The organism is Bacillus sp. Medicinal_06, assembly GCF_056711665.1.
Map to the genome: position 1 here is coordinate 170,200 of NZ_JBWYHD010000005.1, position 14,374 is coordinate 184,573.

Here is a 14,374-nt window from a genome sequence, read left to right on the forward strand (position 1 = left end):
AAGTGAGAATTTAACATGCATTTTTGTTATACAACCTTTTATTTCTTTTTTATTACTGGAATTTGTATCTCCGTAACTTGCTCTTCTGGATTCTCCGTCACAGACCAGTCAATTAAAGCGAGCTCAATTGCATCTCCAGACACTTCATATCCTTTCTCCTTAATATCCATTAACAGATTCTTGTAAGTTCCATCCGTTTCTTCATATGGTCCATGGTGATAAGAGCAAGCGAACATCCCTTCTTTAAATTCCTCTGAAGTAGTAATTTGAAACGGCATATAATCAAGAAGAATAAAAACACTATTGTATGATTGAAATTCATTTTGAAGCAACCCTTCTTTTGACACTGTCACACCTAAATCTCCTGAAAATAAACTATCATCTATTTGCTTCATATTTTTTTGAAGTGAGTGGATATAGTACTCAAACATATCATCTGTTATATTCGGTGCGATAGCTAACGCTGTAATTTTTCTCTTTGGTAATTTCTTAAATGTCACATGATTCGCTTTTGAAGCAGTAGCTTCTTTCATCATTTCAATTTTATGATTCATTTTTGCCAATGCATATTCAATTTCCCTTTGTTTCTTCAGCATCATTTCTTGTTGTTTTTCTAGCAAATTTAAAGCATAGGATGGATTTCTCTCATCAATATACGTCTTGATTTCTTTCAAAGAAATATTTAACTGACGTAAAAATTTAATGGTATCTAAAAGTGAAAATTGATCGATCGTATAGTACCGATAATTTGTTTGTGGATCAACAATGGATGGATGAAAAATACCTTTTTCATCATAATAACGTAACGTTGATTCCGCAATATTATGCATTTTTGCCATTTCCCCAATTGTAAACCGTTGATTGAATAACATATTTCCTTCTCCATTTCTTTCAAATAGATTTATTCCTTCAAATAAATTTATTTTCCTATTCTTCATTATATAGACATATATTTCTTATTCAAAATGAATCATTCTCAATGAAAATTTGCCAATTTAACGTTGATTTTTCTTGAAAGTTATTATATATTTATTACAGGTTCAAATTACAAGTTCAAAAGAACCTGTATAAAGACCTCTTGTTTGATGTGTGTTACATAGTGTTTTACATTAAGCAAACTCCGAGAAATCGTATAATAAAAACAATAATGAAAAGGGGAGATGAGATGGAATTTTTCTTTCAAATTGCGTTAATTTTATTAAGTACGAAAATTGCTGGTGACATTAGCGTTAGACTAGGTCAACCTTCTGTACTCGGAAAGTTAATCGTCGGTATTGTAATCGGTCCTGCAGTATTAGGATGGGTAAACAATTCAGATTTACTTACACAGTTAAGTGAAGTAGGAGTTATTCTCCTGATGTTCATGGCCGGTCTAGAAACAGACTTAAAAGAACTAAACGCAAATCGTAATTCTTCATTGGCAGTTGCTATTGGTGGTATCGTTCTTCCATTTGCAGGTGGTTACGTTGCAGGACTTGTCATTGGAATGGAACAAGCAAATGCTGTCTTTTTAGGATTACTATTATGTGCAACAAGTGTTAGTATCTCCGTACAAACACTTCGTGACTTAGGAAAAATGAAAACAAAAGAAAGTACAACAATGCTGGGTGCAGCTGTTTTTGATGATATTCTCGTTGTTATTTTACTCGCTTTTGCAATGAGTTTCCTAGGATCAGCTGATGTAAACTTAACTATCATTATCTTGAAAAAGGTTGTCTTCTTCGCATCTATTATCTTAATTGGTTGGAAAGGCGTTCCAATGATTATGCGCTGGTTATCACCACTGCGTGTCTCAGAATCTATCATTAGTGCAGCTCTTATCATTTGTTTCGCTTTCGCATACTTTGGTGAAATACTAGGAATCGCTGGAATTATCGGTGCATTTGCAGCAGGTATTGCGATTTCTCAAACAAATTATAAACATGAAGTAGAAAAGAAAGTAGAACCAATTGCTTATGCAATGTTCGTTCCAATCTTCTTTGTAAGTATCGGTATGAACATTACATTTGCAGGTATTGGAGATAAAGTATGGTTTATCTTAGCATTAACAATCATCGCTGTGTTAACAAAGCTAATTGGTTGCGGATTCGGAGCCCGTATAACAGGATTTGATTTCCAATCTTCTACAATTATCGGATCTGGCATGGTTTCCCGCGGTGAAGTCGCTCTTATCATTGCAGGGCAGGGGCTTACTTCTGGACTACTAGCACAAGATTACTTTACAGCAATTGTAATTGTCGTTATTTTAACAACAATGATTACACCGCCAATGTTAAAATATTCGTTTGGTGTAAAAGATAAGCAATTAAAACAAAGTGCATAGTATCTATGTAGCGTACTAGTTTCATAATGTAAAAACGAGATGATTCTCTTCAAAAGGCAATCATCTCGTTTTTTATTTATACAGGAAATAAGAATAGCGAATACGGTGTTCATTAGCAAAACAATACACGAAAAAGCGAGCCCCTATCCTCTTCGGCTCGCTTTTCTATTCCTTTATCCAATGCGTTCCATCGCTGTCTTCAATGTCCCGACAACAAAAGCGATTTCTTCACTTGAAATAATAAGAGGCGGTGCTAAAGTTAAAACATTGTTATAGCCTGCTGTTGTCATTCCATTACGCCCAATGATGAGTCCCTTTTCTTTACAAGTGTTCACAACACGTGAAATTATAGCATTATCAATTGGATCCTTTGTTTTTTTATCTCTTACCATTTCAATACCAACAAGCAAACCTTTCCCTCTAATATCTCCAACAAATGGATGATCTCCAATTTCTTCTTTTAACTGTTCTAATAAAAGAGATCCCATTTGTGCAGAACGCTCAATTAAATTTTCATTTTCCATAATTTCTAAGTTTTTAAGCGCTAACGCACAAGCAGCTGGATTCCCGCCAAAGGTGTTAATATGCCGGAAAAATTCATATTCTCCCGTTCCTTTAAATGCTTCATAAATTTCTTTTTTCACTGCTGTTGCCGATAATGGTAAATATGCACTTGTAATTCCTTTTGCCATTGTAACGATATCAGGTTTTACATCATAATTCATAAAACCAAACGCTTTTCCTGTGCGCCCAAAACCACAGATGACTTCATCACTAATTAGTAATGCGCCATGTTTTTGACATGCCTGATGAACGGCTTTCATATAATCTTGCGGTGGCATCAAAATACCTCCGCCTGTAATAATTGGCTCCATAATTAATCCAGCTATCGTTTCACTTAATTCCCACTTCATAACACGATCAATTTCTTTCACACATTCTACTTCATAAATATTTTGTGATGCAATCTCTGGCATTCGGTAACAATCTGGTGGCGTCACATGTAAGAAACCTGAAGCAAATGGCTCATATTGATACCTCCGCTGTGCCTGCCCTGTCGCCGCCATCGCTGCCATTGTATTTCCATGATAACCACGATAACGTGATATAAATTTATACCGGTGTGGTTCACCCCTATATGCATAATATTGACGAGCAATTTTAAATGCTGTTTCATTTGCTTCTGATCCACTATTTGAGAAGAAAATGACATATTCGCCTTCAAGCCATTCATTTAACTTTTCAGCAAGCTGAATTGCCGGCTTATGTGATTGTGACATTGGAAAATATGATAATGTTTGCAATTGCTCATACGCTGCTTCAGCAAGCTCTTTTCTTCCGTACCCACTATTCACACACCAAAGCCCACTCATACCATCTAAATATCGTTTACCTTCTATATCTTCCACCCAACACCCTTCGGCTTTTGCCCCAACCATTGTGCTAGTTGGGCTAAAGGGACGCATGCCATGCCACACATACTTTTCATCCTTTGCAAGTAGCGCATCTGTTTGTTTTGTTTTCATCATACATTCCACCTTCCAAAACAACTTATATTTCTTCAAGCTGCACTGGTGCCATGATGAGATAAAGTTTTCTCTATTTATTTTCATTCCACATGAACGAAACAAATCCTACCAACTACAACGTAATATTTTTAAGCAAAAACCCAAAATAAAAGAGCTCTCCAAAAAACTGGAAAGCTCTTTCTCTTCTTAATGTGCAGACACATCACTAACTCCATGACCTGTGTTAGATTTAACAAGAATTTCATCAAATTTCGCTGCATCTTCTTTCTTACTTGAGAAGATTGTCCCTAAGTACGCCGCTAAAAACCCAAGTGGAATAGAAATAATCCCAGGTGTTGTATAAGGGAATAAAGCTTCTCCAACAAAGATTGCTTTCCCAGCTTCAGGACTCCAAACATTCGGGCTTAGTGCAACTAATACGATAGCTGAAACTAAACCAACAACCATTCCGCAGATTGCTCCTGTTGTATTAAAACGCTTCCAATAAATCGTAAACAAAATAACTGGCAAGTTCGCACTCGCGGCAACGGCAAACGCTAACGAAACGAGGAATGCAACGTTTAATGTTTGAGCAAATAGCGCTAAAATAATAGATAATACGGCTACCCCAATTGAAGCATAACGCGCCATTGATACTTGTTCTTTTTCTGTTGATTTACCTTTACGAATAATCTCATTATAAAAATCATGTGCAAATGCTGAAGCTGCTGTTAAAACAAGCCCTGCCACAACTGCTAAAATCGTAGCAAATGCAATTGCAGAAACGAAAGCAAACAAGAAATCTCCACCAAGAGCTTTTGCTAATAAAGGTGCTGCCATATTACCAGCTGGGTTTGCCTGGATAATTGCCGCATTCCCTACAAAAGCAGCTGCACCAAAACCTAGGAAAATCGTCATAATATAAAACGCGCCAATTAACCATGTTGCATATACAACAGACTGACGTGCTGTTTTTGCATCACGAACAGTAAAGAAGCGAACGAGAATATGAGGTAAACCTGCCGTCCCTAGAACGAGACCTAAATTTAAAGAAAGTGTATCCAATCCATCCTTGTATTTCACACCTGGATTTAAGAATGCTTCCTTTAGAGGTGTTGCCGCTTTCATTTGCGCAAACATTTCTGTCACGCTAAAATTAAATTTTGCAAATACAATTACTGAAATAATAAATGTCCCAGCCATTAGCAAGACAGCTTTTACAATTTGTACCCAACTTGTCGCTGTCATCCCCCCAAAAATCACATACACCGTCATTAACGTTCCAACGATTAAAACAGATGTCGTATATTCAATTCCTAATAATAATTTAATCAGTGCTCCTGCTCCCACAAGTTGTGCAATCATATAGAAAATTGAAATTGTCATCGTATTTAAAGCAGCAACTCCGCGTACCTTTTTCGCATCAAAACGAGCTGCAATCATATCAGCTAATGTATACTTCCCTAAGTTTCTAAGTGGCTCGGCAACAAGGTATAATACAACTAAATAAGCAACAAGAAAGCCTATGCTATAAAAGAAACCATCAAATCCAGTTAACGCAATTGCTCCTGCAATTCCTAGAAAAGAAGCAGCTGACATATAATCCCCCGCAATGGCTAGACCATTTTGCCACCCAGTCAAGCCTCCTCCTGCTGTATAAAACTCACTCGCATTTTTCGTCTTTTTCGATGCAAAGTATGTAATGACGAGCGTACCGAGAACGATAATTAAAAAAAGTGCAAATGCTGTTACGTTCAAGTTTATCCCCTCCCTTTCTGCATATCTTGAAGAATTTTTTGTGAAATCTTATCGAATGATTCCGCTTTTTTGCTATAGATCATACATAACGCCCATGTCATAACAAATTGTGCAAAAGCAAAAATCCAAGCCCATGTCACATCACCAAATACTGATGTATTTAGCACCTTCGAATAAGAAGTCAAAATCGGCAATGCAATAAAAAAACTTAAAAAGAAAATACTCATTGGGACAATAAACTTCCGCTTCTTTTCTAGCAATGATTGAAATTCCGCTGACTGAACGACTTCTGTATAATTTACCTCGCTTTGCAACTTACGTGCTGAACTATCTCTTTTCACTCGTCCTCTCCCCTCTCTCTCATTCTTTACATCCAATCCCTTCGCATAACAAAAAACTAAATTTTATAAATATTCAGAAACTTATACTTAATTTTAGACAATCTCTCCTTCTCTGCAAAGATTTTTCGCTAGACATTTTTCGTCATATTTTCCCAATTTTTTAATATATTTTTGCAGAATAAAGGAAACGTTTATCGTACTACTTCCTGATTTTGCTCTTTCTCTAGATCACGTGCCGTCTTACTTAATTCAACATCTTTCCCATTTTTATATGTACCAAATAAAAAATCATACACTGGATTCGACACACCAAACCAATAATTTTCATTTTTATAATGATGCAAAATATGTTGTTTTTTTAGCCATCTACCAAAACGAGTCAACGGACGAATTGGTCTATGCGCTATATAATGTTTCCATTCATAAACAAGCAGCATTACAATCATCCCTATTCCAAATGAGAGTGTAATCGTTATATGATTTGTCACTCCATACAAAATGAACAAATAAATCGCAAATCCCGGCATGCTATACCAAACTGGTAAAAATAATAGTTTTAAATCATCAGGATACACATGATGATCATAATGTAATCTCTTTAACATTTTCAGTAAAAATGGATTTTTAGGAGGTTTCATATGAAACAAAAATCGATGTGTCACATATTCATTAATTGTATAAAAAATGATACCCGCAAGGCATGATATAGCCGCTATTCCTGTAAATAATTGCATTTGCAAAATAATGATAAAAAGAATTAGTACTCCAAACATAATAAGAATATCATGTTGCAAAAAGAACTCTTTCAACACTCTTTTCATTCAACCTATCCCCTTTCTTCGAAAAAACAGCCGTAACATATCGTTACGACTGTTTTTACTTTATCTATGCTATGTTATGCTCTTTTCATTACAAATTTGCTCGCCGTTCTATTGTAGAGAAAAAATTTTGCGAACCAAATATATTTTGTCTCGGTATGATGTGTTCAACTGCAAAGACAGTTACTTCTCCTCTCTGTACCTCTCCAATAATAAGTCCCAATATTTCATGATTTACAGCAAATGTTGGCTGCTTTGTTTGAAGTAACCTTTCAACAGTTTGAAGAACAGCTTCATATAAAGGGTCCCTATCCGTTATTTCTTTTCGAATTTTTGGTGCTAATGTAATGATAATTTCTTTTCCATTAACTGTGGTTCGATACATAAAAATCTCCCCTTCGTTCTTATATGAACAACTGTAATGCTTTATACGCAAAATGAATCGAATACCCAACTAAAATAAAGCCAGCTCCCGCTGTAATATAGCCAAGTGCCTTTGGCTTAAGTAATGTTCGTCCAAAATGAACAGAAAAGGCAATATTTAAATTCCACAAAATAATGCCTCCAATAATGCAAAGGCTATATAAAAAAGCCTCCTGCTTCGTTACCTTTGTAAGCAATGAACTAAGCGTACTTCCATATACACCAAACCAAAAAACAAGGTTTAACGGATTAGATATCGCAATTAAAAATCCTGCCATAAAGGATTGGCGAAGTCCACCTACCTCTTCTTGTTTATATTCCATATTTGAATGTAAAATTCCTTGTTTTACACTTTGAAATCCTAAATAAAACAATAAGAAAAAACCTATGCAATACATAAACGCTTGTACATATGTATACATAAATACAGAAGATAATCCAAAGTAAATCAAAAGCATAAATAAAATATCTGCACTCATTCCTCCTATCCCAACAAGCCAAGCATGCCAAAAGCCACGTTCAATCCCTCTTTTTAACATTTCAATATTAATCGGGCCTACTGGTGCAGCCAATGAAATTCCTAGTATAAATTGCTGTATAATTGCCCCAAACATCGCTATATCCTTTCTATATCTTTTTTACTATTAACTAATGAGAGTATTGTGAAAAACAGACTAGCTTTTACGAAAAATATACATATATAAAATGCCCTTTTTGATCCAAAATATGTAAAAAATCCACTCCTTTACGGCGGCCTTCATTTCTTTATTTTATGATGAAATGGACATTTCCCTTCGATTGGTTCAATGTCATCTCCAATAAAATATTGCTTCCACTCACGGTGATCCGGATCTCCGTAATGACTAATATTCGGGTGTTTTGGAAATTGGCCCCACTTTTCAACCCGTTCTCTAACCATTTGTCTTGAGTACGAACCTTTAGGCCGATCTCCTTCTAGTCCATCAAAAATAATTCGTGGCTGAAATCCAATAATAAGTGAGTTCCCCAAATGTCTCGTTTTTCTTTGTTTATAAGCTGGAGCGTTCCCAAACGCAAACATTGGCTCTCCGCCAAATGAAAATTCCCATAAATAATGATCTGGATTTTCTGGAATCTGCTTTGGCCATAATTGATTATCTTCTTCATGTAAATATTGTAGAATTCTCCAAAAATACGCTCGGTAATGTTCAAGTGAGCATTCTTCACGTTCTGGCTCAACAAAAAGAAAAAATCCTCTTCTTACAACGGGCCGTTCATTCATCAACTGTAAAAAAGAAAGCATTGTCTGCGGTAGATGACTCCGATCATCATGAGACAAGAATGAGTAGCGAAGTTCATTTTTCTTTAAAGCTGTTAAACCAAAATAACAAGGAAAAGTTGGGTCCAATACAACATTAGAAAAATTTTCAAATTCTTGCGGAACCCATCTTGGTATATCTATCCTATTTCTCATCCCTTCATTATCTAATAAATAAGATTCATTCTCTCACCTCATTATGTACAGCATTCACTTAAACATATTAAAAAAAGAGCTTGTCCTATACCATAAAAAACTTGTGTAAAAAATTATTTAAAAATACAAAAATTTAAAACCGCTTACTTGACTAAAATCTACCATTTCGTGTATATTAAAAATATCATTTAGCAGAATATTCGAGAATATAGCATTTTCAGTTTTATGAACCTGCAAACATTTCAAACGAGATTCACTAAATGAAAAAGTAATCGTTTTTTAGGAGGAATTGTAACATGCAAGGAAAAGTAAAATGGTTTAACAACGAAAAAGGTTTTGGATTTATTGAAATTGAAGGTGCTGACGATGTATTCGTACATTTCACAGCTATTCAAGGCGAAGGCTACAAAGCTTTAGAAGAAGGTCAAGAAGTATCTTTCGATATCGTTGAAGGAAACCGCGGACCTCAAGCTGCTAACGTAGTAAAACTTTAATCCAACATATAACAGGAGGTTACCTTACTTGGTAACCTCCTTTATTATTCCTTTGTATATTTCCTTTTTGCAGGGTGAAAACTATGTGAAATGTGACAGAATATAAAGGAGGAATCGATAATGGGTTCACATGTAAATGATTTTGAAGAAGTAAAATTCCGCGTAGAAACAGCACAAAAAATGGTAGGTTCTGCAACAATTACAATGGATCCTGAATCATTACAGCATGCGACAACCGCAGTCGAATCTGCACGCTCTCAACTTGAAACAATGAAATCTGTTGCAACAGATTTAGATGAGCCTTTTTTAATGAACGAAGAAAAAAAATTAAGTCTATGTGAACACCAATTGAAGGAAGCTAAGCATTAAAAACATCCAGAGTTATCTCTGGATGTTTTTTTACGATAATCGCTCTCCATATTCTTTTAATTTCTCTCCCACAGTACACTGCCGAATACAAAAAGAATGAGCATAATATTTGCTATGAGTTTTTCTATAATGTTCCTGCAAGAAACATCCTTCACAATATGTTTCTAATAAATCATTTACCTCTGTAATGAGCTGCTTTTTATTCACCACTGCACCTCTCTATTCCGTTATTTCTTTATGGCTGTCAATTACTGTTCCTTCCAATGCTTGTGTGGCCAATTGATGAGCTTCTTTATTTTGTTTTCTTGCTACTGGTTCACAGACAAGCTTTAATTTCATTTGCTTTGCTTTTTGTTCAATCTGATCTAAGTAATGATTCAAATGTTCGTCATAGCACGGCCATTCTCTAGCTAGTTGCTGAAGTACGACTTGAGAATCACCATGTAATGTAACCGATTCGTATTTAATTCCTAATTCCTCTAGTACATTCATTCCGTATAATAGCGCTGCATATTCCGCTTCATTATTATCATATATGCCATCTATGTAAGCATTTCGGCGAACTCGGTATATTTTCTGACCTTTTTTATAGTAAATACAAATACCAACTCCAGCCTCTTTCGTCTCTAAATCATATCCCCCATCAAAGTAGATACGAATATCTTGTGGCTCCTCTTCTATTTGTTTACCGAGCTTTTTCATCTCTTTTAGCGTCCATTCCGCTCCCATTTCATCATAAAATAATAATTCCTTTGCTCTACCAGTTTTTTTAAAATCAGTTGCAAATTGAAGCGCTTCCTCTATGTTCATATAATCTGTTGTTAATTCAGTTTGAAGACTCGTCTTTGTTTTATACAGCCAATATATTTTATATTTCATGTTAATTTCCCCTTATATAAGAATTCGTATTTTTATTTTATTATATTTTACCAAGAGTCGCTGTATTGTATGCGAATGAATCAGTTCATATTGTGAGTAGCCTCTTGGACTAAACGAAAATTAGATTACTATCCTAAATTTCAGCAGAACAGTCTCAGTCTCCATCTATATATTCCCCAAATTTTTCCAATAGGATGTTCACTTATAAAGTGAAACTTTAATCAATCTCAATCGACAGCAAGAATATTCATTTATTTTAACAATACAGGAATTTTATGGAATATCCATTTGAAGGAGATTCTTTCTATTTTGAAGTCGATACTGAACTTCGGTTTATTAATATGACAAATGAATCAATCACTACTTCTTAGTGATTGATTCATGAGAGGTAGTCTTTATTTTCACCTTTTTAATAAATTAAGAGTACTTATTTATATACAAATAAAGAGGCTGCCCAATCATTTCGATTTGGTTCAGCCTCTTTATTTGTTCTTTACATCACTTTTTCAAATTGCACTCGCTTATTAATCCAATACATAACAGGCATGCCAATTGCCATTACAACAAATTCACCAGCTGCACATGTAAGCCATGTAAATAAAAATGGCAAATCAAATGCAAGATGAAGTTCAATCGCTATCATAAACATCGTAACTGTAAAGATAACTGTATTAAAAATCATCCGAGCCCAAACACCTTTAATAAAGCGCATAGAAATAATCGTAGCAAGAAGTGTAAGAACGGATTGTCCCACTCCAAATACTAAATCATACGCAATCATAGGTGAGAAAAAGAGATTTGTTAAAAATACGCCTAAGACAATTCCATAAATTGATTTCTTATTAAATACAACAAGATGATTAAACATCTCCGAAATACGAAATTGGACATTCGTAAAGCCAAATGGCTGAATAAGTGCAGAAACAGCAATATATAACGCTGCTAAAATACCATTACCAACTAATGTTTTTATATTCATGACAAAATCTCCTTAGTTTTTTTACGTGGGATGGTTTCGAACCACGTGATCCGTTTTTAAACAACAATTTTATATTGTACGCAATAGCCAGTCATTCGTCAATAGATTCTTTTCATTCACTACCTTTTTTCTTATAGACAACGTATAATAGAGAATATGAAAGATTTAGGAGGTTTCACTTCATGACAGCAACAATTCAAAATGAAAAAGTGATCGTTTCCATCTCTGAAAAAGGTGCAGAGTTACAAAGCGTTCGCTTAAAAGAGGACAACACAGAATATTTATGGCAAGGAGATCCTAAATATTGGGGGCGTCGCGCACCAATTTTATTCCCAATTGTCGGTAGATTAGTGGACAATACATATTATATAGATGGTAAACCTTATTCATTGACACAACATGGCTTTGCTCGCGATCTCATATTCTCAGTAAAAGAACAAAACGAAACAAAGCTTACATATGCTGTAACTAGCAATCAAGAAACTTTACAAAAATATCCGTACGAGTTTGAGCTACTTGTATCTTATGAACTAGACGAGCAAAACATACACGTTACTTATGAAGTGATCAATCCTACTTCAAAAGAAATGTTCTTTTCTATCGGAGCACATCCAGGATTCAATTGTCCTTTAGTAGAAGGTGACTCATTTACAGACTACCATTTATCATTTAATGGCCCTGAACATTTAGAAACAAGTGTTTTAAAAGGACCTTTTCTTTCAAAAGAAAAACAACTAATTGTTGAAAATAAGGCAGAATTACCACTTACATATGATTTATTCAAAAATGATGCCCTTATTTTTGAAAATATGAATACAAATGAAATTTCTATTCGTTCTCATAAACATAATAAGTTTGTAAAAGTAGCATTTGAAGGTTTCCCATTCGTTGGTGTTTGGACACCAGGTAATGAAGCCCCTTTCTTATGTATCGAACCTTGGTATGGAATTGCTGATGAAGTAGAACCAGCAAAAGATTTCAAAGAGAAAAAAGGCGTACAATCCTTACAAGCGAATGAAACATTTACATGCCGCTACAGCATTACAATTGGATAAAGTGAAACTTTAATCAGTGGGGGTTTCTTCATCCCCACTGATTATTAGCCTTCACGAATTGGGCTTTTACGTGCAACCCCTCCCCACCTAACTTCTTTGTTTTTGCTGAATTTTGAGGTGGGGGCTTACTGTACGTTAATGCGGAGTAAAGTGCATGTTTCATATTCTATCCCTCACCTTTAAAATTAGGTGAGGGATTACTATCAGCTAACGCTATATAATAATGGAGGTTTTCAATTTTGATTGAAGTATATATTGATGGTGCATCAAAGGGAAATCCAGGCCCTTCTGGTGCTGGGGTTTTTATTAAAGGTGTGCAGCCACCTGTGCAATTATCACTACCACTTGGAATCATGTCCAACCACGAAGCTGAATATCATGCATTACTCGCTGCATTAAAATATTGCACAGAACATAATTATAGCATTGTATCTTTTCGTACAGATTCACAGCTTGTTGAACGTGCTGTAGAAAAAGAATATGCAAAAAATAAAACATATGCACCACTTTTAGAAGAGGCACTAGCATACATCAAAAGATTTGATCTTTTCTTTATAAAGTGGATTCCAAGTAGTCAAAACAAAGTTGCTGATGAATTAGCAAGAAAAGCCATTTTACAAAATTAATGGGGGTTTTAGTGTGAAAAAAGGATGGATTGCTCCTCTCGCTTTATTATTTGTCTCCTTTATTTTTGAGGCCACGTTTGTTGTCGTTCAAAATGCAATGTCATTTGTTGGACCATTTACTTTCAATGGTGTTCGTTTTTTATTTGCTGGAATCATTTTATTATTTATTCAATTTATGTTCTCGAAAAAAACTTCAAAACAAGAAATTCAACATAGTAGTATTGCGGGTTTAATTGTCGGATTTTTCTTATTTATCGGTTATGTATTACAAACATTTGGATTACTTTATACCACTTCTTCTAAAGCAGGATTTTTAACTGGACTCAGTATTGTTATGGTTCCCATTCTTTCATTTATCTTTTTAAAATACTTGGCATTACCGCTGCAACAGCTGGCTTATATTTACTAACCGCTGGTGATTCTTTTCAATTGAATATTGGTGATATACTCGTTCTCGGCTGTGCAATTGCCTTTGCAGCACATATTCTCATTAACGGAGTCTTCTCTAAAAAGATATCACCTTTATTATTAAGCACAACCAAAGTATTATCTGTTGGAATTTTCTCTTCCTTCTGTGCTTTTTTATTTGAGGATTGGGAGAAATTATTTTCAATCTCTTTATGGACGAATTCGGCTTTTTTATTTGCTCTACTTGCAACATCCGTATTCGCAACATCAATCGCCTTTTTTATTCAAACAGCTGCGCAAAAGCATACATCTCCAACAAGAGTTGCTATTATTTTCGCAATGGAACCTGTCTTTGCTGCATTAACAGGTGTTCTTGTCGCAAACGAACAGCTTTCTATTTCCGCAATGCTTGGTTATCTTTGTATTTTCTTAGGTATGATTTTTGTTGAACTTCCTTCAAAAACAAAAAAAGAAGCGCAGGCTGCATGATGTTACGCTTGTAACGTCTGCATAAAAGCCTTTGCGCTTTTTTTATCAGTAATTTTCTCTTCCTTCAATCGCTCTAATAAAGCGATAAAATAACTGCCATCAAATTGCAATTGATGTTTAATTGTTGCCTCAATCGCTGCATTTACAAGAACATCAGATGCACCTGTATATCCTTGGCCAAACATAATAAACCCTTGTGCATCCTCTGATAATTTAAATCCTTTTGTGTGTAAGAATGAAAGATAATCTTGTACCGTTTGCATACTGTTCCCACCTACCAAAAAATTCTCCACCTTCTATCATACATGTTTTTAGGCTTTATGAGAATGAATTTTCTTTGACAATCTCTCTTAGAGTTTTTAATTTCCTAATAGATAAAAATAACATTAGATAATTCGTTAATTTTCACCTTCTTTCTCTTCCCCCTTAGTTATATTGCAAGGTGTTACAT

Annotated in this window: 17 protein-coding genes, 1 pseudogene and 1 riboswitch; of the genes and pseudogenes, 6 read left to right on the forward strand and 12 right to left on the reverse strand. The window is 34.9% G+C overall.

From position 1 onward, the window contains the following. Positions 1–38: 38 nt before the first annotated feature. Positions 39–872 (reverse strand): MerR family transcriptional regulator, encoded by an 834-nt coding sequence (locus AC1M36_RS13755; protein ID WP_336451844.1) that lies wholly within the window; start codon positions 870–872, stop codon positions 39–41. Between the two features lie 293 nt (positions 873–1,165). Here AC1M36_RS13755 and AC1M36_RS13760 point away from each other — a divergent pair, with 293 nt between their 5' ends. Beyond that, positions 1,166–2,323, forward strand: a complete 1,158-nt coding sequence (locus tag AC1M36_RS13760; protein WP_336451843.1) for a cation:proton antiporter — start codon at positions 1,166–1,168, stop codon at positions 2,321–2,323. Positions 2,324–2,496: 173 nt separating this feature from the next. On the opposite strand, the gene AC1M36_RS13765 is transcribed toward AC1M36_RS13760, so the two are convergent. The 7 genes from AC1M36_RS13765 to AC1M36_RS13795 form a co-directional block, all read right to left on the reverse strand. Beyond that, positions 2,497–3,852 (reverse strand): aspartate aminotransferase family protein, encoded by a 1,356-nt coding sequence (locus AC1M36_RS13765; RefSeq protein ID WP_336451842.1) that lies wholly within the window; start codon positions 3,850–3,852, stop codon positions 2,497–2,499. 186 nt (positions 3,853–4,038) lie between these two features. Then, positions 4,039–5,589 (reverse strand): solute symporter family protein, encoded by a 1,551-nt coding sequence (locus AC1M36_RS13770; protein WP_336451841.1) that lies wholly within the window; start codon positions 5,587–5,589, stop codon positions 4,039–4,041. A 2-nt stretch (positions 5,590–5,591) separates the two neighbouring features. Further along, positions 5,592–5,930: a DUF485 domain-containing protein gene (locus AC1M36_RS13775; protein WP_336451840.1), complete on the reverse strand. Its 339-nt coding sequence runs from the start codon at positions 5,928–5,930 to the stop codon at positions 5,592–5,594. 191 nt (positions 5,931–6,121) lie between these two features. Beyond that, a complete protein-coding gene (locus AC1M36_RS13780) occupies positions 6,122–6,751 on the reverse strand; it encodes a sterol desaturase family protein (protein ID WP_336451839.1) in 630 nt (209 codons plus the stop codon). Between the two features lie 88 nt (positions 6,752–6,839). Continuing rightward, positions 6,840–7,133 carry a cytoplasmic protein gene (locus tag AC1M36_RS13785; RefSeq protein ID WP_336451838.1) on the reverse strand — a complete coding sequence of 98 codons (294 nt, stop codon included), beginning with the start codon at positions 7,131–7,133 and terminating at the stop codon, positions 6,840–6,842. A 19-nt stretch (positions 7,134–7,152) separates the two neighbouring features. Then, positions 7,153–7,785: a LysE family transporter gene (locus AC1M36_RS13790; RefSeq protein WP_336451837.1), complete on the reverse strand. Its 633-nt coding sequence runs from the start codon at positions 7,783–7,785 to the stop codon at positions 7,153–7,155. A 143-nt stretch (positions 7,786–7,928) separates the two neighbouring features. After that, on the reverse strand, positions 7,929–8,624 hold the full coding sequence (locus AC1M36_RS13795) for a YqcI/YcgG family protein (RefSeq protein WP_336451836.1): 696 nt from the start codon (positions 8,622–8,624) through the stop codon (positions 7,929–7,931). 296 nt (positions 8,625–8,920) lie between these two features. On the opposite strand from AC1M36_RS13795, the gene cspB reads away from it, so the two are divergent. Further along, complete coding sequence (cspB, locus tag AC1M36_RS13800; RefSeq protein WP_003196492.1) at positions 8,921–9,118, forward strand: cold shock-like protein CspB; 198 nt, start codon at positions 8,921–8,923, stop codon at positions 9,116–9,118. Positions 9,119–9,238: 120 nt separating this feature from the next. Beyond that, the gene (locus AC1M36_RS13805) at positions 9,239–9,487 is read left to right on the forward strand and encodes a DUF2564 family protein (RefSeq protein ID WP_003206638.1); all 249 of its coding nucleotides are present in this window, start codon (positions 9,239–9,241) and stop codon (positions 9,485–9,487) included. A 30-nt stretch (positions 9,488–9,517) separates the two neighbouring features. Here AC1M36_RS13805 and AC1M36_RS13810 read toward each other — a convergent pair whose 3' ends face one another. From AC1M36_RS13810 to AC1M36_RS13820, 3 genes are all read right to left on the reverse strand, one after another. Continuing rightward, positions 9,518–9,694, reverse strand: coding sequence for a zinc-finger domain-containing protein (locus tag AC1M36_RS13810; RefSeq protein WP_174103065.1), 177 nt, complete (start codon positions 9,692–9,694; stop codon positions 9,518–9,520). Positions 9,695–9,706: 12 nt separating this feature from the next. Next, positions 9,707–10,366 (reverse strand): ribonuclease H family protein, encoded by a 660-nt coding sequence (locus AC1M36_RS13815; RefSeq protein ID WP_479845960.1) that lies wholly within the window; start codon positions 10,364–10,366, stop codon positions 9,707–9,709. Between the two features lie 493 nt (positions 10,367–10,859). Beyond that, positions 10,860–11,345, reverse strand: coding sequence for a QueT transporter family protein (locus tag AC1M36_RS13820; RefSeq protein ID WP_479845961.1), 486 nt, complete (start codon positions 11,343–11,345; stop codon positions 10,860–10,862). Positions 11,346–11,351: 6 nt separating this feature from the next. Further along, positions 11,352–11,396: riboswitch (PreQ1 riboswitch) on the reverse strand. A gap of 131 nt (positions 11,397–11,527) precedes the next feature. Between AC1M36_RS13820 and AC1M36_RS13825 the strand changes: the two genes are divergently transcribed. From AC1M36_RS13825 to AC1M36_RS13835, 3 genes and pseudogenes are all read left to right on the forward strand, one after another. Continuing rightward, entirely contained in the window at positions 11,528–12,400 is an 873-nt protein-coding gene (locus AC1M36_RS13825; RefSeq protein WP_336451833.1) for an aldose 1-epimerase family protein, read from the forward strand. A 239-nt stretch (positions 12,401–12,639) separates the two neighbouring features. After that, complete coding sequence (locus tag AC1M36_RS13830) at positions 12,640–13,026, forward strand: reverse transcriptase-like protein (protein WP_336451832.1); 387 nt, start codon at positions 12,640–12,642, stop codon at positions 13,024–13,026. 13 nt (positions 13,027–13,039) lie between these two features. Continuing rightward, positions 13,040–13,923 (forward strand): annotated as a pseudogene (locus tag AC1M36_RS13835) (DMT family transporter). A gap of 2 nt (positions 13,924–13,925) precedes the next feature. Here the strand turns inward: AC1M36_RS13835 and AC1M36_RS13840 are convergent. Continuing rightward, on the reverse strand, positions 13,926–14,186 hold the full coding sequence (locus AC1M36_RS13840) for a DUF6123 family protein (RefSeq protein ID WP_174103059.1): 261 nt from the start codon (positions 14,184–14,186) through the stop codon (positions 13,926–13,928). Positions 14,187–14,374 lie beyond the last annotated feature (188 nt).

What these genes read in the sequence shown, in the direction of transcription:
- AC1M36_RS13755 (WP_336451844.1), bottom strand. Translation starts at nt 872, where the DNA reads ATGTTATTCAATCAACGGTTTACAATTGGGGAAATGGCAAAAATGCAT.
- AC1M36_RS13760 (WP_336451843.1), top strand. Translation starts at nt 1,166, where the DNA reads ATGGAATTTTTCTTTCAAATTGCGTTAATTTTATTAAGTACGAAAATT.
- AC1M36_RS13765 (WP_336451842.1), bottom strand. Translation starts at nt 3,852, where the DNA reads ATGATGAAAACAAAACAAACAGATGCGCTACTTGCAAAGGATGAAAAG.
- AC1M36_RS13780 (WP_336451839.1), bottom strand. Translation starts at nt 6,751, where the DNA reads ATGAAAAGAGTGTTGAAAGAGTTCTTTTTGCAACATGATATTCTTATT.
- AC1M36_RS13785 (WP_336451838.1), bottom strand. Translation starts at nt 7,133, where the DNA reads ATGTATCGAACCACAGTTAATGGAAAAGAAATTATCATTACATTAGCA.
- AC1M36_RS13790 (WP_336451837.1), bottom strand. Translation starts at nt 7,785, where the DNA reads ATGTTTGGGGCAATTATACAGCAATTTATACTAGGAATTTCATTGGCT.
- AC1M36_RS13795 (WP_336451836.1), bottom strand. Translation starts at nt 8,624, where the DNA reads ATGAGAAATAGGATAGATATACCAAGATGGGTTCCGCAAGAATTTGAA.
- cspB (WP_003196492.1), top strand. Translation starts at nt 8,921, where the DNA reads ATGCAAGGAAAAGTAAAATGGTTTAACAACGAAAAAGGTTTTGGATTT.
- AC1M36_RS13805 (WP_003206638.1), top strand. Translation starts at nt 9,239, where the DNA reads ATGGGTTCACATGTAAATGATTTTGAAGAAGTAAAATTCCGCGTAGAA.
- AC1M36_RS13815 (WP_479845960.1), bottom strand. Translation starts at nt 10,366, where the DNA reads ATGAAATATAAAATATATTGGCTGTATAAAACAAAGACGAGTCTTCAA.
- AC1M36_RS13820 (WP_479845961.1), bottom strand. Translation starts at nt 11,345, where the DNA reads ATGAATATAAAAACATTAGTTGGTAATGGTATTTTAGCAGCGTTATAT.
- AC1M36_RS13825 (WP_336451833.1), top strand. Translation starts at nt 11,528, where the DNA reads ATGACAGCAACAATTCAAAATGAAAAAGTGATCGTTTCCATCTCTGAA.
- AC1M36_RS13840 (WP_174103059.1), bottom strand. Translation starts at nt 14,186, where the DNA reads ATGCAAACGGTACAAGATTATCTTTCATTCTTACACACAAAAGGATTT.